At 63.8% G+C, this 16,625-nt stretch carries 12 protein-coding genes; 8 read left to right on the forward strand and 4 right to left on the reverse strand.

Annotated elements, in window-relative coordinates:
* The first annotated feature begins 108 nt into the window (after window positions 1-108).
* Window positions 109-1,743 (forward strand): sulfatase-like hydrolase/transferase, encoded by a 1,635-nt coding sequence (locus tag KEC45_RS02285; RefSeq protein WP_062184755.1) that lies wholly within the window; start codon window positions 109-111, stop codon window positions 1,741-1,743.
* Window positions 1,744-1,748: 5 nt separating this feature from the next.
* Here KEC45_RS02285 and KEC45_RS02290 read toward each other — a convergent pair whose 3' ends face one another.
* Window positions 1,749-2,195, reverse strand: coding sequence for an Lrp/AsnC family transcriptional regulator (locus tag KEC45_RS02290; protein WP_062184752.1), 447 nt, complete (start codon window positions 2,193-2,195; stop codon window positions 1,749-1,751).
* Window positions 2,195-4,132, reverse strand: a complete 1,938-nt coding sequence (locus KEC45_RS02295) for an isoaspartyl peptidase/L-asparaginase (RefSeq protein WP_202966822.1) — start codon at window positions 4,130-4,132, stop codon at window positions 2,195-2,197. Before KEC45_RS02295 ends, KEC45_RS02290 begins: the two co-directional genes overlap by 1 nt.
* A 237-nt stretch (window positions 4,133-4,369) precedes the next feature.
* Here KEC45_RS02295 and KEC45_RS02300 point away from each other — a divergent pair, with 237 nt between their 5' ends.
* Entirely contained in the window at window positions 4,370-7,057 is a 2,688-nt protein-coding gene (locus tag KEC45_RS02300) for a TonB-dependent siderophore receptor (protein ID WP_238586745.1), read from the forward strand.
* Between the two features lie 22 nt (window positions 7,058-7,079).
* On the opposite strand, the gene KEC45_RS02305 is transcribed toward KEC45_RS02300, so the two are convergent.
* Entirely contained in the window at window positions 7,080-8,663 is a 1,584-nt protein-coding gene (locus KEC45_RS02305) for a winged helix-turn-helix domain-containing protein (RefSeq protein WP_062184747.1), read from the reverse strand.
* A gap of 108 nt (window positions 8,664-8,771) precedes the next feature.
* On the opposite strand from KEC45_RS02305, the gene KEC45_RS02310 reads away from it, so the two are divergent.
* Window positions 8,772-9,650 (forward strand): class I SAM-dependent methyltransferase, encoded by an 879-nt coding sequence (locus KEC45_RS02310; RefSeq protein ID WP_238586743.1) that lies wholly within the window; start codon window positions 8,772-8,774, stop codon window positions 9,648-9,650.
* Window positions 9,651-9,784: 134 nt separating this feature from the next.
* A complete protein-coding gene (locus KEC45_RS02315) occupies window positions 9,785-10,627 on the forward strand; it encodes an amidohydrolase family protein (protein WP_062184744.1) in 843 nt (280 codons plus the stop codon).
* Here the strand turns inward: KEC45_RS02315 and KEC45_RS02320 are convergent.
* Entirely contained in the window at window positions 10,624-11,691 is a 1,068-nt protein-coding gene (locus tag KEC45_RS02320; RefSeq protein ID WP_062186809.1) for a YeiH family protein, read from the reverse strand. The two genes, KEC45_RS02315 and KEC45_RS02320, sit on opposite strands and share 4 nt — an antisense overlap.
* A gap of 191 nt (window positions 11,692-11,882) precedes the next feature.
* On the opposite strand from KEC45_RS02320, the gene KEC45_RS02325 reads away from it, so the two are divergent.
* From KEC45_RS02325 to KEC45_RS02340, 4 genes are all read left to right on the forward strand, one after another.
* Window positions 11,883-12,887 (forward strand): LacI family DNA-binding transcriptional regulator, encoded by a 1,005-nt coding sequence (locus tag KEC45_RS02325; RefSeq protein ID WP_062184741.1) that lies wholly within the window; start codon window positions 11,883-11,885, stop codon window positions 12,885-12,887.
* Window positions 12,888-13,343: 456 nt separating this feature from the next.
* Window positions 13,344-14,597: an MFS transporter gene (locus KEC45_RS02330; RefSeq protein WP_252171459.1), complete on the forward strand. Its 1,254-nt coding sequence runs from the start codon at window positions 13,344-13,346 to the stop codon at window positions 14,595-14,597.
* 57 nt (window positions 14,598-14,654) lie between these two features.
* Complete coding sequence (locus KEC45_RS02335; protein ID WP_152682468.1) at window positions 14,655-15,557, forward strand: aldo/keto reductase family oxidoreductase; 903 nt, start codon at window positions 14,655-14,657, stop codon at window positions 15,555-15,557.
* A complete protein-coding gene (locus KEC45_RS02340) occupies window positions 15,554-16,621 on the forward strand; it encodes an LLM class flavin-dependent oxidoreductase (protein ID WP_252171460.1) in 1,068 nt (355 codons plus the stop codon). The genes KEC45_RS02335 and KEC45_RS02340 overlap by 4 nt, the downstream gene beginning before the upstream one ends.
* Window positions 16,622-16,625 lie beyond the last annotated feature (4 nt).

Below are 16,625 nucleotides of genomic sequence, written 5' to 3' on the forward strand. Positions count from 1 at the left end.
GCCCGGCTTGACGCCGGGGTCAAACAATCTTGCGTATCGACCAATATAGTGACACATATAGTGTCAATAGTTTCGATACAAGCCGACAGGACGCGATAGGGGACGAGGATGAAGAAAAAATGGGTCGCACTCGGCGTGCTGGCTTTGGCAGGGGCTGGCGGATATTGGGCGTTCGAGGCGAATAAATACCGCATCCCGGGCATTCTTCAGGACTGGCGTGACCCCGTGCAGCCGAACCGCGTAGTCGCGTGGCAGCAGGGGCCTGCAAAGGCAGCCGACGGTAAACCTCCGCCGAATATCATCCTGATCGTCGCCGACGACCTTGGGTATAATGATATCAGCCTCAACGGCGGTGGTGTCGCGGACGGCGTGGTCAAGACGCCGAATATCGACGCGCTCGCGCACGAAGGCGTCAATTTTACCACCGCCTACGCCGCGAATGCGACCTGTTCGCCGTCGCGTGCCGCGATGATGACGGGGCGTTATCCGACGCGCTTCGGTTTTGAATATACCGCCGTGCCGGTCGAATTCGCCGAAAATCTCGCGCATGGAGAGGGCGTCGGCCCGCACCGCGCTATCTTTCACCGGGAGCTCATCACGCCCGACATTCCCGCCTATCCCGATATGGGCGTCCCCGCGAACGAAGTGACGATCGCCGAAGCGGTTAAGGCGGCAGGCTATCACACGCTCCACATCGGCAAATGGCACCTCGGCGAGGCGCCGAAGCTACAGCCGCAGGCGCAGGGCTTCGACGAAAGCCTTGCGATCCTTGCCGGTGCCGCAATGTTCCTGCCCGAAGACGACCCGGACAGCATCAACGCAAAGCTGCCGTGGGATCCGATCGACCGCTTCATCTGGGCGAACCTGCGCCATGCCGTCACCTTCAACGGCAGCAAGCGTTTCCACCCCAAGGGCCATATGACCGACTATTTTGCCGACGAGGCGATCAAGGCGATCGAGGCGAATAAAAATCGCCCGTTCTTCATGTATCTCGCGTTCAATGCCCCGCACACGCCGTTGCAGGCGACAAAAGCCGACTACGATAAGTTCCCGCAGATCAAGGATCACAAGACGCGCGTCTATGGCGCGATGATCGCGCAGCTCGACCGCCGCATCGGCGACGTGATGGCGAAGCTGAAACAAGCGGGGATTGACGACAATACGCTCGTCATCTTCACCAGCGACAATGGCGGCGCCTGGTACAATGGCATGCCCGACTTGAACGCACCGTTCCGCGGGTGGAAGGCGACCTTCTTCGAAGGCGGTATCCGCACGCCGCTGTTCATGCGCTGGCCGGGCGCGATCGCACCGGGAACGCGGCGCGCCGACATGACCGGTCATCTCGACATCTTCTCGACGATCGCCGCCGCAGCGGGGGCGAAGTTGCCGGTGGGCCGGACGATCGACAGCGAGGATATCCTGGCCGGCCCCGCCAAACGCCCCGCCATGTTCTGGCGTTCGGGCGATTACCGCGCCGTGCGCGCGGGTGACTGGAAGCTGCAGGTGACGAAACGCCCCGACAAGGCCCGCCTCTATAACCTCGCGGTCGACCCGACCGAGCGCCACGATCTCGCAGCAAGCGATCCGCAGCGCGTCGCCACGCTCCGCGCGATGATCGAGGCACAGAACAAGGGTATGGCAAAGCCGATCTGGCCCGGTCTCATCGAAGGACCGGTGCGTATCGACGTCCCGCTCGACGCGCCCTGGAAGGACGGGCAGGACTATATCTACTGGACGAACTGACGGGGTTAGCGTTCAACTTTTGTTGCTAGGATAACCGACGTTGTCGTGCGCTCGACTCCTTCGAGAAGGCCGATCTCGTCGATCAACTCGTTGAGCTGTGCGCCATCCTCGGCCTCCAACATCGCGATGATGTCATATTCGCCGCTGATCGCGTGGATCGCCTGCACCAGCGCAAAGCTTGCGAGCGCCTGTTCGACTTCGCGGTGAAAGCGCGGCAGGGTCTTGATCATCATATGCGCGCGCACGCGGCTCGCGGCAAAGGCGTTGCCAAGCCTTACCGTATAGCCCGCAACGACCTTCTCTTCCTCCAGCCGCGCGAGCCGCGAATAGATCGCCCCGCGCGACAGGCCGAGCTCCTTGGCGAGCTGTGCGATCGTTTGCCGCGCATCGTCGCGCAGCAGGGTGAGCAGTTTTTCGTCGGTCTCGTCGAGGTTGACGCCCGAGTGCGGCATCAGTCGGCCAGCTTCTCGTCGGCAAAGATCGCGATCTGTGGTGTCCCCCCGGCGCTCATCCGCCCTCGATACATGCCAAGGTCGTTGATGGCAAAGGCGGGGCGCCCATCGGGGCCCATCGCGATCAGCCCGCCGTCGCCGCCGATCGCGCCGACCGCATCGATCGTGCCCTGTGCGGCGTCCTTCAGGCTTTCGCCCTTCCACGCGACGCGGTCGCACACCTGCCGCGCGGCGCTCTCGCGAATGAAATATTCGCCCGATCCGGTCGCCGACACGGCGCATTGCCCATTCTTGGCATAGGTGCCGGCGCCGATTATCGGCGAGTCGCCTATGCGGCCCCAGCGTTTGCCTGTCATCCCGCCGGTCGAGGTCGCGGCCGCCAAATTTCCTTCGGCGTCGAGCGCGACCGCGCCAACGGTGCCGAAAAGATGCGTCGGATCGATCGCTGACACTTGCTTCTCGCGCCAGCGCAGCAGCCCCTGCCAGCGTTCCTCGGTGCGAAACCAGCTCGGATCGACTTGTTCGAGCCCGCGCTCGATCGAGAAACGGTCGGCGCCATCGCGCGCCAGCATCACGTGCGGGCTCTTGTCCATCACCGCGCGCGCCAGATCGATCGGATGCCGCGTGCGCGTCACGCCCGCGACCGCGCCGGCTTTCAGCGTCTTGCCGTCCATGATCGCGGCATCCAGCTCATTCTTGCCCTCGGCAGTGAATACCGCGCCGCGCCCTGCATTGAACAACGGATTATCCTCGAGCACACGCACCGCCGCGGCGACCGCATCGAGCGCCGCACCACCCTTGTCGAGCACCGCGCCACCGGTGCGCAGCGCCTCGTCGAGCCCGGCGCGATACGCCTTCTCTTTTTCGGGCGAGAGCGTCTTTCGCTCGATCACCCCGGCACCGCCATGAATCGCAAGCGACCAGCGCGGCGCCTCGACGATCTCGCCGGCGCGCACGGCATAGTTGCGCACGAACACCGGCGCATCGACTTGCCCCGAGGGCAGGTGGAGTACCGACCCGGGGCCGACTCCCGTCACCTTGACGCGAGGGGCATCGAGCGGCCCGCGCTGCGACAGGCCGCGCAGCCCTGCTCCGTCGACCACCCAGGCATAGCCGTCGGGCTCGGTTGCATAGATACGCGCGCTGCCGTTGGGTTCGACTGCGAGTGCCGCGCTCTCGTCGACGCCAAGGCCCAGCATCGCGGGCTGGTCCGCCGGGCGTCCGACCTGTGCCTTGGCGACGAAGGCGAACAGGCGGCCGAGCCGTTCGCGTTCCTTGAAATGCGTATCGGTGACGACGCCCTTCAGCAGGGCGAAATGCAGGAAATCGCCCTCGATCGTGTTCGCAGGGCCGAACGGATCGGCGAGCGCTTCGGGGCTACGGATGCTTCCGTCGTCCATCGCGCCGTAAAGCTTCTCGCCCTGGATCGCCAGCCCGGCGCTGGTTCCCGCGAGCGGCTTACCCGCCGCCACATGCGCGTTGAGGATATCGCCCACCGGCGTGCCGCGCCAATAACGAACGTAACGGGCCTGATCGCCCCCCGCGATGAAGATGCCGTCGGCCTTCTTCAGCCGGTCGAGGATCTTCTTGTTCGTCGCTTGCGATCGGGCGTGGAAGACAAAGATTTCGGTCGACTGGATGCCGCCAATGTCGTGGAAAAATTCCTCGCCGATCTCTTTGCCATAGGACGCGCTGATCACGACGATATGGCCGTTCCCGGCTTTGCCGAAGAACCATTTCATCGCATCAATGTTGCGGTCCCCGCCGCCCATCAGCAGCAGGCCCCCCGACACCGGGCCCGGCGTCGGCGTGTTCAACTTGCCATAGACATAATGTTCATAGGGCTTTTCCTTGGCTTCCTTCGCTGCGGCGGGCGTGAGCGCAAGCCCCGTCGCGGCAATCAGAAGCCAAATTCCCCGCATCATAATCCGCAGCATCGATCTTCCCTCTGGCGGCCCCTTGAAAGCGAGACGTTACATAATGACAGCAGCAAATGACAATATGATTTCCCATTTTGTCATAGTGATTGAAATTATCTACGTTTTCTGGTCGAAAGGACGAAATATCCGGTGGGTTAGCGAACGGTTTCGATTCGTGCCTGGATGAACGAGGGGTAAAAAATGAGGAATTTCGGGAAGCGGGCGTTTCGGATCGCCCTAGGGCTTGGCGTTTGCATGCCTGCGCTAGCTGCGCCGGCCTTTGCACAGGACGCTGAAGGCGAGCCGCAGGAAATCATCGTCACGGGCTCGCGCATCCCGACGATCCGAGACGAGGGGCCCTCGCCGGTCACCACGATCACATCCGACACAATCCGCGCCAACGGCTATACGAGCGTTCCGGAACTGCTCGCCGCGATGACTCAGAACAGTGGCGAAACGCAAAGTCCCCAATCGGGCAGCAGCGCCGACTTCACCCCTGGCGCGCAGCAGGTCGATCTGCGGGGTCTTGGTCCCAACCACACGCTTGTGCTGGTCAACGGCCGCCGCATCGCCGACTTCCCGCTACCCTATATCGGCCGCAGCAACTTCACCGACATCTCGAACATTCCCGTCAGCCTGATCGACAAGGTCGAAATATTGAGCGGCGCGGCCTCGGCAATCTATGGCTCGGACGCGATCGCGGGCGTCGTCAACTTCAAGATGAAGGAAAAGCTCGACGGCATCACGCTGGACTATCGGCATGGCCGGACCCAGCATGGCGGCGGTCTGTCGCACCGCGTGACTGCGACGGGCGGCTGGTCGACCGACCGGTTCAGCATCGTGGGTGGCATCGAATATCTCGACCAGCGACCGCTCTGGGGCTTCCAGCGCAAAATTCAGGACAGCACAGATGATAGCCCCGTGCCCTCGACTGCGATCGCGCGGCGTACCTTCTATCGTGCTGACTATAACGACGACTATATCACGCCCGACGATGGGACGTGCGAGCGGCTGTCGAACCTCAACTTCGGCTCGGTCGGCCTGTTCAACCGCCCTCGTTATGGCGATTTCTGCGGCAGCAAGGAATCTATCGGCTACGGCACTATCATTTCAGGTCGCAAGGGCTTCAACAGCTTCGCTACCGCGACCTATGAACTGTCGGACAATGCCAAACTGTTTGTCGACGCGCAGCTTGGGATCAGCAAGGTCCGGCTGATGTACGACGTAACGAGCTGGGCCTTCGAACAGTCGTCGAGCAGCTCAGACAATTATTTCTACAACAGCTTTACGGGACAGATCGAAGATTGGGGTCGCCAGTTCACGCCGGAGGAGACCGGCGGGTTCGAGATGCAGCGTAGCAAGCAGACGACTTATAGCATCACCCCCGGCATCCGCGGCAATTTCGGCAATGCCTGGAACTACGAGGCATCATTCAACTACAGCCGTTACCAGTCAATCGTCCGCTGGCCGCAGATCATCAATCAGAAGGCGAAAGACTTTTTCCTCGGCGTGCAGAATGGTCTTGGCGACGACGATTATCCGTCTTTCAACGCCAACCCGGCCAACCTCTATCGCCAACTGACGCCCGCCGAATATGACAGCATCTCGGCCGATACAGTCTATCGTCCATACAGCTGGACAAACAACGCGCAGGTGACGCTGACGAACGGCGAGCTGTTCCAGCTGCCGGCTGGCGCGGTCGGGGTTGCCGTCGTCGCAGAATATGGCAAGCAGGGTTACAACCTCCGTCCGGACCCGCTCGCGCTCACCGATTATTACTATAGCTGGAAGGACAGCGATGGCTCCGGCAAGCGCAGCCATGCCGCGGTCGGCGGCGAAGTGCGCGTACCCGTACTTGATTTCGTGACGCTGACCGGTGCCGGCCGCTACGACCGTTTCGGCTACGCCGGGCGCCACGCCGACAAATTCACCTATAATGGTGGCATCGAGGTGCGCCCGACGCATAGCCTGCTGTTCCGTGCTGCTTATGGCACCGCCTTCCGCGCGCCAGACCTCCATTATCTGTTCACCGGGCCGGGCAATGTCGAAAGCAGCGTGATCGACTATTATACCTGTCGGCAGGACGATCCTGGTGCCGGGATCAGCGACTGCGAAGATTATGACGTCGATATCGTCGCGCAGCGCAGCGGTAACCGCGACCTCAAGGCCGAAACCGGCAAGACGCTGACTGCCGGGCTGGTTTTCGCGCCCTCGAACCGGATCAGCCTCTCGGTCGACTATTTCCGCGTGTCACTCGACAATCAGGTCAATGATTTGCGCGCCAGCGAACTGACGCGCGACGAGGCTGATTGCCGACCCGATGGCGCCGGGAACACCGCGCTCGACCCGAATTCGCCAACCTGTCAGGCGGCGCTCGCACGCGTCAACCGCTTCGCGACCGGTGCGCTGGCTGGCGAGATCGAATCCATCTCGATAAACCCGATCAATGTCGCGCGCGAAAAGACGAGCGGCATCGACATCGCCTTCCGCGGTACACTTCCGACCAGTTTTGGCGACTTCACCCTGTCACTCGCGCACAGCCATGTCTTCAAGCACACTTTGATCCAGTACACGGGCGATCCGATCGAGAACAAGCTGGCGGCGGACAGCGGCTATTATCTGCCGCGCGACAAGTCGAACGGCAGCATCACCTGGGCATCCGATGGGGTGCAGTTCACCTTCTCGGGCACGCGCCTCGGCAAGCTGCCGAACTATGATGAGGATGCCTTTATCAAGGCTAGCTATCTGTTCAACGCGACGCTGCAATATGATTTCACTGATCATATGCGCGGGTCGCTGACGGTACGGAACGTGTTCGACAAGAACCCTGTGAAAGACCCGACTTGGTCGAGCTATCCCTATTACAACACCAGCTGGTTCGACAGCGTCGGCCGCAGCGTCTTCCTGCAGCTGACCTACAAGCTCGGCGGTTCGCCGCTTTGACGGCGATGGGGCTCTGACGCTGTCAGAGCCCCGCGTCCTGCAACGCCCGTTCGATAATCTCGCGTCCACCCGTCGCCGCAAAGGGGAAGGAGCGAAGGAAAGTTGCGCGCGACACCTGCGGGTCGAGTTGCCGGGCGCGGTCGATCCACTGCGTTGCGCGGTCGTGATGGCCCGACGCCTCTGCGGCGATCGCTGCGATCACTGCGATATGCTTGTGGGCCCCCGGCGACCGCGCGGCGCGTTCGCCCCACTCGATGGCCCTCTCGTAATCGCCGCGCATTAACGCGCTGACCGACCGCACGCCCAGCATTGCATAACGCAGCGGATCGAGCGGGCTCAGGCGCAACGCCAGCTCGGCATTTTCGTCGCTGTGCGCGACGTCGCACTGGGTCATCTCGGCCCAGGCTTTCGAATAGATCGCCTGCGCATAATTGGGGCTGAGCGCGATCGCCGCCGATAGCCGTTCCATGCTTTCGGGCACCGCGTCGGCGAACCACAGCGATCGTCCGAGGTTGAGGTGCGCAAAGGGATCTAGCGGGTCGCATTGCACCGCGCGCTCGGCAAACGCGCGCGCCTGTTCAGCCATTGCGTCGGGATCGGGCGAATATTGCAGGAAGCAATCCTGAAAGCGCGTGAAGGACAGGCCGGACAGCGCGCGCGAGAAATTGGGATCGCGCGCGAGCGCCTGCGCGAACAGCGCCGCCGCACGCGCATTGTCCGACCGGTTGAAGCGGAACATATGGTCGAGCCCGAGGTGATAGGAGGACCAGGCGTCTAGCCCGCCCTCGGGCATCCGGCGCGCGCGCTCCACCTCGTTCTGGATGATGCGCGTTTCCAGATTGGCGATCACGGCTTCGAGTACCTCGCAGCGAAGCTCGTGCAGTTCGTCGCGGCCGGCGGAGAAGCGGTCCGCCCACACCACCGCGCCGTCGCATGTTCGCGCCAGCGTTACCGACAGGATGACCTTGCCGCGTGCCTCCTCAAGCGTCCCCGTCAGGCAATAACGAACATTCAGCGCCGCGCCGACCTGTTCGCACCCAATATCCTGCCCGCGAAAGCGGAAGGTCGATGTCCGCGCGATCACCAGCAGCCAGCGGAGGCGCGACAGGTCGCCGATCAATTCGTCGGCGAGCGCGTCGGCGACGATCGACAGCGGGCCAGGGCCGCCGACGAGGTGAAAGGGAAGGACGGCGATCGACGGACGCTCTTCCGCCGCGGCCGGGGCGGGCGCCGGTTCGGTTACTGTCGCGGCAAGGAAGGGCACTTGCTCGGGGGTCTGATCGAACATTACCTGCGCGCCGAACCGAAAACCCTTGCCGTGCACGGTTCTGATGAAGCGCTGTTCCTTGCCGTCGTCACCCAGCGCCTGCCGCGCCGCCTTGATGCGCGAGGCGACCGCGGCTTCGGACACGATCCGCCCGCCCCAGATCTTCTCGATAATCTCGTCTTTGCTGACGAGGCGGTCGGCATTGCTCGCGAGCAGGATCAGCAGCGACAGAACCTGCGGTTCAAGATGCTTTGCCTGCCCCCGCTCGCGAAGTTCGAACTTGCCGGGATCGAGCTGGAAACCTTCAAAGCGGTAGATCAGGGCGGCGCCGAACGACAAACCAGCATTTCTCCATAAATTCTCCATGCCGTCTTCAAGCATGGGACCACGGAAAACCTATTGAGCGTTCCATCGAGCTATCCCCCGGCTCGGACCAAGGAGACTATAGTGACGCTCACAACCATCAAGCCGGATGCGGCCCCCACCGCGCCGCAGACCGAAAACCTATCAACCCCCGCCAACCCGAACAAGGCCCTTTGGGAGAAGGGGGATTTTACCCGTCTCGCGGCCTGCATGCGTGAAAGCGGCGATGAACTGATCGACAGCCTCGGCGTCCACGCCGGACTCGACGTCCTTGACCTCGGTTGCGGCGACGGCACGACCGCGCTGCCGTCGGCCTATCGCGGCGCCAATGTCCTCGGCGTCGACATCGCATCGAACCTCGTCGCCGCCGGCAACATTCGCGCCCGTGAAGCCGGCCTGTCGAACCTGCGCTTCGAGGAGGGCGACGCTTCGCGCCTCGACGCGTTGGCCGATAACAGCTTCGATCTCGTCGTCACCATCTTCGGCGCGATGTTCGCGCCGCGGCCGCTCGACACCGCGGCGGAAATGGTCCGCGTGACGCGTCCCGGCGGCCGTATCGTGATGGGCAACTGGATCCCCGGCGATCCGACCCTCATCGCGCATGTGCTCAAAATCTGCGCCGCCTACACGCCGCCGCCGCCCGAAGGCTTCGTCAGCCCGGTGACGTGGGGACAGGAAGATGTCGTGCGTGAGCGCTTCGCCGCCGCGGGCATCGCGCAGGACCGTATCGACTGCGAACGCGCGACCTACACCTTCCGTTTTGCCGGAACGCCGCGTGAGTTCCTCGCGATTTTCCGCGACTATTACGGCCCGACGATGAACGCCTTCGCGGCGGCCGAGGCGAGCGGCCGTCGTGCGGAGTTGCAGACCGAGCTTGAGCAGTTGTTCGAACGCGAAAATCGTGGCGGCGCCGATCGCACCGAGATACCGGCAACCTATCTCAAGGTCATCGTACGCAAATAAGCGCCCGACAGGTGTAGGCCGATGCCGCCCCCGCATTCTCCCGGCGGGAGCGGCATTTGCTTCGCGGGTAATTGGCCGGACGCCGGCTTTGTGGCAGGTCAGGGCATCCCATTCCTTCCTCCCCCGGAGCCCTCATGCGAACCCTGCTGCTTTCTATCGCCCTGCTTACCTCCGCATCGCCCGCGTTTGCGCAGGATGCCGTCGTCGACACCCATGTCCATCTGCACAAGGGCGAGGCGTCGCTCGCCGAATATCGCGCACAGTTAAAGGCCGCGAACCAGCCCGTGGCCGCGTTCGGTGTGATGTGGTTCGGCGGCCCGAACCAGGCGCTCGCCGGCAATCCCGCCGACATTAGCCAGCGCAACGACGCGCTCATCGCACTGGCGGCAAAGAACCCGGACATGATCGCGATCGCGACCGTTCATCCCTATGACGGCGATGCCGCGCTGGCCGAGGTCGACCGCGTCGCAGCGCGCGGCGTCCGCGTCCTCAAAATCCACCCCCACACCCAGAAATTCGACGCCGCCGACCCCCGCGTGCTTGCGCTCGTCAAGCGGGCCGGGGACAAGGGCCTGGTCGTCGTGATGGACAATGCGGGCATCGTCCCCGACGACAATGAAAAACTCTTCAATCTCGCGCTTGCGGCGCCGAAAACGAAGTTCATTTTCGGCCATATGGGCGGGCTGGGTTTCCGCTTCTGGAACATCCTCGCGCTCGCGCGCACCGCTGAGAATCTCTTCGCCGACAATATTTATTTCGATATTTCGGCGAGCGTGATCCTCGCCGCGGATTCGCCGATCGAGGCCGAATATGTCTGGACGATCCGCAACGTCGGCGTCGACCATGTGCTGCTCGCGTCGGACTTCCCGCAAATCTCGCTGCCAAAAACGCTCGAGGCTTTCGCGAAGCTGGACCTGACCGACGAGGAGCGCGCCAAGATACGCTCGGGCAACGCGCGAAAACTGCTTGGGCTTTAGACGATCGCGAGCGCGAAGAGCAGCGATACGGTGAAACTCGTGAGCGAAGCGAGCAGGACCGGTATGGTCGCGCGCCAGCCCATTTCGAGCAGCAAATCCATCCGCGTGCGCATCGCGGTCGCGGTGACCGCGAGCAACAGCAGCGCCTTTGAGGCGGTCAGTGCGGCCCCACGCGCCGCCTCTGGGATGGGGACGGCGCTGTTGAGCGCCACCACCGCGAAAAAGGCGACGATGAACCATGGCAGGGCGAGGCGGCGCCAAATCTGCGTGTCGCCACCGTCCTCGGGCGTCAGCAGCAAGCCGACGAGCGCGACCACGGGCGCGAGCAACGCGACGCGCGCGAGCTTCACGATCGTCGCACTCGCCCCTGCCGCATCCGAAAAGGCATAGCCGCCGCCAATCGCCTGCGCGACGTCATGGACCGATGCGCCGATCAGGAACCCCGCCTGCGCGTCGGAGAGCCCGAACCGCGCGGCGAGCAGCGGATAGATGGTCATCGCAAGCGCGCTTGCGAGCGAGACGCCCACCAATGTCAGCGCGAATTGGGCTTGCGACAGGCGCTGGCGCCCGATCACGCCGTACAGTGCGAGCGCTGCGCTCGCGCCGCAGATCGCCGTCGCTCCGCCAGCGAGCAGCCCTGCATAGGGCGTCTGTCCCGACAGTCGCGCGCCCAGAAATCCGGCGCCCATCGTGAGCGTCATGATGATGATGAGCGCGGCAAAGGGCACCGGCCCGAGCACCGCAATCTGCATGAAGGTGACTTGCAGTCCCAGCACGACGATGCCGATGCGCAGGAAAGTGCGCGACGCGAAGTCGAGCCCGCGATGCGTCGCTTCGTTTGCCGAGATGAAGTTTAGCGCTAGCCCGACGAGCAAACCAAGCAGGATGATCGGAAAACCATAATGGTCGGATAGCCATGCGGCTGCCGCCGACGCCGCGGCACAGGCCGCGAGTCCGGGGAAGAGGCTGCCTTTGGGCGCTGTCCCCGCGACGGTTTGCGCAAGGTGCAACTCGCCGAAGAGGTCGCCGCCGCTCGGCAGATTATTCCAATGCGCATGACGCATCGATGTCAGATCGTTTCTGTCCAACGTTGTCATAAGGCAGCGTCTTATCGCTAACCCGTGCGCTGGCGCAAGGCTTCTCTTGCAGTGCGCGGCGCGGCGCGCCAAAGCAGACAACGTGGTCAGCAAGGCCGAACGGGGAGATGCGGAGCCGTGACAGGGATTTGCCAGCCGGGGACGGAGCGCAAGCGCGCATGACTCGGGCGACAATCAAGGATGTTTCGCGCGTCGCCGGCGTGTCGATCAAGACCGTATCGCGCGTGCTCAACAAGGAACGCTATGTCAGCGACGACATGCGGCAAAAGGTCGAGGAAGCGGTCGCGCGCCTCAACTATCATCCGAGCCAGGCGGCGCGCACGCTCGCGGGGAAACGTTCGTTCCAGATCGGGCTGATCCACGACAATCCCAGCCCCTATTATATCTTCAACATGCAGGCAGGCGTCGGCCAGCGCTGCCGCGAGGCTGATTTCCGCATGATCGTCCAGCCGTGCGACATCAATTCGCCCGGACTGGTCGACGATATCGGCGCGCTGATCGATCAGGCGCAGCTCGACGGCATCATCATGACGCCGCCGGTGACCGACGTCGGCACCGCGCTCGCCGAACTGTTCCGCCGCAAGATCCCCGTCGTGCGCGTCCAGCCGGGCACCGATCTGACCGCGACCTCGGCGGTTTACATCGACAATGTGCAGGCCGCCGACGACATGACCGCCTATCTGATTTCGCTCGGGCATCGGCGCATCGGTTTCGTCACCGGGCACGGCAATTATTTCGCCAGCGGCCAGCGGCTGACCGGTTATCGGCAGGCATTGCAGCGCGCGGGCATCGGTTTCGATGCAGCGCTGGTCTTTCCGGGGCAGTTCGATTTCCAGTCGGGGACCGCGGCGGCGGAGGCGCTGCTGGCGCTCGACCAACCGCCGACGGCGATCTTCGCGAGCAGCGACGATATGGCCGCAGGCGTCCTCGCCGCCGCGCATCGGCTGGGGGTCGCGGTGCCCGATCAGCTATCGGTCGCGGGCTTCGACGACACCGACCTCGCACAGGTCGTCTGGCCGTCGCTCACCACGATCCACCAGCCGATCCGCGACCTGGGCTATGCCGCCGCCGACCTGCTGCTCGAATTCGGCGAGACGATCGAACGGCGGCAGCTTCCGCACAAGCTGGTCGTTCGCGGATCGACAGCCGCGCCCAAAAACTGACCTCACCATAATCGTCACGCTGGCCCCGATCGACATGCCGGTTGCGCCAACGAAAACCTCCTGTTCCCCGGCGAAAGCCGGGGCCCAAGCGGGGCAGCGCGGTCCCCTCTGGGCCCCGGCTTTCCCCGGGGAACACGGAACCGCTCTTCCGACGCCAGTCTGTGACGAGTGACCTTTATCGTCGCCCCCGCGAGGGCGGGGGCCGCTGGATATGGAACACCGCTATCAAGTCGATGGCCGTTAGCTGTGGCGGAAGTAACGTCATTGCGAGGAGCCGCAGGCGACGTGGCAATCCAGCGGCGCGCAAACCGCCCTAGATTGCTTCGCTCCGCTCGCAATGACGATGGAAAGGGCTTGTGCCCGACAATCCTCCCGCAACAACGAAGAAAAGCCTTGTCCTTTCCAGTATGACAACGTTATCTTATCGCCAAGACAGATAGATTCGGGGAGAGACAAGTGGCGCAGATCGCCGATAAACGCCGCTGGCTCGTCGTGGGACTCGTCTTCATCGCGATCGTCCTCAACTATGTCGACCGCCAGATTCTCGCGCTGCTCAAGCCGACGCTCCAACTTGAATTCGACTGGACCGACCGCGACTACAGCCACATGGCCTCGGCCTTTCAGTTCGCCGCTGCGCTCGCTTTTCTCGGCACCGGCTGGTTCATCGATAAGGTGGGCTTGCGCTGGGGCTTCGCGATCGGCGTCGGCGTTTGGAGCCTTGCGGGCATGGCGCATGCCTTTGCCTCGACCGTATCGGGGTTCGTCGCCTCGCGCGCTGTCCTCGGTGCCGCGGAATCGATCGGCACGCCCGCCGCGGTGAAAACCGCCGCGACCTATTTCAACGCCAAGGAGCGCAGCTTCGTCCTCGGTCTCGGCGGCATCGCCCCGAACGTCGGCGCGATCCTGACGCCGTTGCTCATCCCGTTGATGGCACTGATGTGGGGCTGGCAGGCGACCTTCCTGATCGCGGGCGGGCTCGGTCTCGTCTGGGTCGTCGTCTGGCTCGCGGTTCGGATTCCCGAACAGCCGAACGCCGCACGCGACGCTGCGGCGCCCAAGATCGCGTGGAGCAGCCTGCTCCGCGACCGCCGCCAATGGGCGATAATCCTGGGGAAGGCGCTCACCGACCAGGTGTGGTGGTTCCTGCTCTTTTTCATGCCCGACCTATTCCACCGGGTCTTCGGGCTGACGCAGGGCACGCTGGGCTTGCCCGTGGCCTTCGTCTATTTCATGGCTGCGCTCGGCGGTATCACCGGCGGCTATCTGCCTTCCTATCTGATGGGCCGCCGTGGATGGACCGTGAACGCCGCCCGCAAGACGACGATGCTCATCTATGCCTTGCTGATCCTGCCCGTGCCCCTGCTCGTCGGCGTTGACAGCGCGTGGGTCGCGGCGCTGATCCTCGGCCTCGCGCTCTTTGCGCATCAGGGTTTTTCGACCAATCTCTTCGGGCTCACCACCGACGTCTTTCCCGCGCGCATCGTCGGCTCCGCGATCGGGATCGGCGCTTTTGCCGGCAATCTCTCGGGCATGGCGATGATCGAGTTCGCTGGCTGGTCGCTCGACACCGGGCGCGGTTATCTGCCGATGTTCCTTGTCTGCGCCTTCACCTACCTCGTCGCGCTCGCCGCCATCCACCTCATCCTGCCGCGTATCGTTGCGGTAGACGAGGAGGAGGATGGCGAAGCTGTGCCGGTGATCGCGCACTGATAGCCGGCCATCACAAACCTGCTTCCCTCGTCCTGACTTATGGAGTATATGACAGCGATGTCAGATTTTCTTCCCGCTCCCGCCAATGTGACTCTTGCCGGTCATGAGGTTTCACCCATCGCCTGGGGCATGTGGCGCTTCGCCGGTGCCGACCTCGCCACCGCGCGCGCGCGCATCGATGCGGCGTTCGAGGCAGGTGTGACGCTCTTCGACACCGCCGACATCTACGGCTGCGACACGCCCGGCGGTTTCGGCTCGGCCGAGGCGCTGCTCGGCGACGTCTTCGCCGAAGCGCCGGCGCTGCGTGACAAGATGGTGCTGGCGACCAAGGGCGGGATCATCCTCGGCGTGCCCTATGACAGCAGCGGCGCCTATCTGACCTCGGCGATCGACATTTCGCTCCAGCGCCTGCGCACCGACCATGTCGAGCTGTGGCAAATCCACCGCCCCGACCTGCTCGCGCACCCGCAGGAAATCGCGCGCACGCTCGAGGACGCGCATCGCGCGGGCAAGATCGGCGCGATCGGCGTGTCGAACTTCACCACCGCGCAGACCGCGGCGCTCGCCAAATTTCTCCCCGTTCCGGTGGTCAGCCACCAGAGCGAATTTTCGCCCTTGAAGCTCGACCCGCTGTTCGACGGACTGTTCGATCAAACGATGATGGACGGGATGAGCTTCCTCGCATGGTCGCCGCTGGGCGGTGGCCGGCTTGGCGATCCGGCCGACGAGCGCACGCGCGCAGTCGCCGGACTGCTCGATGCCAAGGCCGCCGAATATGAGGTCTCGCGCGCCGCGGCGACCTATAGCTGGGTGATGGCGCATCCCGCGCGCCCGATCCCGATCGTCGGGACGCAAAACCCCGAACGCATCAAGGAGATTCCGCAGGCCTTCGCCCCGCGCTGGACGCGCGCCGAATGGTATGCGGTGCTGCAAACATCGATGGGGGAGAATCTGCCATGACCGACCGCACGTGCGAGGTTAGCTGGTTTTCGGCGCTCTGCGACGACGACTATGAATTTCTGGGGGTCCCCGACCCGATGCTCAAATCGAGCTGGGAGCATTGCCGCGACATCGTGATGCAGGCCGACTCCTTGGGGTTCGACAATATTCTGCTCCCCTCGGGCTATGCGCTCGGCATCGACACCACTGCCTTTGCCGCGGCGGTCGCGACGATGGTCAAGAATATCCGCCTGCTGATGGCGGTCCGCATCGGCGAAAGCTGGCCGCCGCAACTCGCGCGCCAGATCGCAACGATCGACCGCATCCTCGGCGGCCGCCTGACGGTCAACATCATCTCGTCCGACATGCCCGGCGAGACGATGGACTCCGAACCGCGTTACCGCCGCACGGTCGAGGCGATGCATATCCTCAAGACGCTGCTCAACGGCGAAGCGCTCGACCATGACGGCGAGTTCTGGAAGCTGAAGGTCGAACCCGCGCGGATCGGCACGGTATCGGGCAAGGCGCCGCCGCTCTATTTCGGCGGGCTTTCCCCCGATGCGCGCGATGCCGCCGCGAAAGGGTGCGACGTATTCCTGATGTGGCCCGACCGCGAAGAGGTGGTGAAGGAGATCATCGCCGACATGACCGCGCGCGCCGCCGCCTACGGCCGCACGCTAAAATTCGGCTACCGCGCGCACATGATCGTGCGCGACACCGAAAGCGAAGCGCGCACCGCCGCCGACCGCCTGCTCTCGAAACTCGACGCCGCCAAGGGCGCCGAGATCAAGGCGAAGTCGCTCGACTCGCAATCGTTCGGCGTCAACGCGCAGGTCGCCCTGCGCGAAGCCGCGTCCGACGATGGCTATGTCGAGGATAATCTCTGGACCGGCGTCGGCCGCGCCCGCTCGGGCTGCGGCGCCGCGATCGTCGGCGACCCCGACCAGGTGCTCGCAAAGCTCAACCGCTATCAGGACCTCGGCATCGAAGCCTTCATCCTCTCGGGCTACCCGCACGCCGCCGAAGCCGACCTTTTCGCGCGCCATGTCCTGCCCAAGATGAAGCACGGCCCGCTGGAGGTCTGATCCC

Source organism: Sphingopyxis sp. USTB-05, from assembly GCF_023822045.1.
Lineage (GTDB): Bacteria > Pseudomonadota > Alphaproteobacteria > Sphingomonadales > Sphingomonadaceae > Sphingopyxis.

Excerpts from the sequence above, each read along its gene's own strand:
- KEC45_RS02335 (WP_152682468.1), top strand. The coding sequence starts at position 14,655 with ATGTCAGATTTTCTTCCCGCTCCCGCCAATGTGACTCTTGCCGGTCAT.
- KEC45_RS02325 (WP_062184741.1), top strand. The coding sequence starts at position 11,883 with ATGACTCGGGCGACAATCAAGGATGTTTCGCGCGTCGCCGGCGTGTCG.
- KEC45_RS02320 (WP_062186809.1), bottom strand. The coding sequence starts at position 11,691 with ATGCGTCATGCGCATTGGAATAATCTGCCGAGCGGCGGCGACCTCTTC.
- KEC45_RS02285 (WP_062184755.1), top strand. The coding sequence starts at position 109 with ATGAAGAAAAAATGGGTCGCACTCGGCGTGCTGGCTTTGGCAGGGGCT.
- KEC45_RS02340 (WP_252171460.1), top strand. The coding sequence starts at position 15,554 with ATGACCGACCGCACGTGCGAGGTTAGCTGGTTTTCGGCGCTCTGCGAC.
- KEC45_RS02315 (WP_062184744.1), top strand. The coding sequence starts at position 9,785 with ATGCGAACCCTGCTGCTTTCTATCGCCCTGCTTACCTCCGCATCGCCC.
- KEC45_RS02300 (WP_238586745.1), top strand. The coding sequence starts at position 4,370 with ATGCCTGCGCTAGCTGCGCCGGCCTTTGCACAGGACGCTGAAGGCGAG.
- KEC45_RS02290 (WP_062184752.1), bottom strand. The coding sequence starts at position 2,195 with ATGCCGCACTCGGGCGTCAACCTCGACGAGACCGACGAAAAACTGCTC.
- KEC45_RS02295 (WP_202966822.1), bottom strand. The coding sequence starts at position 4,132 with ATGCTGCGGATTATGATGCGGGGAATTTGGCTTCTGATTGCCGCGACG.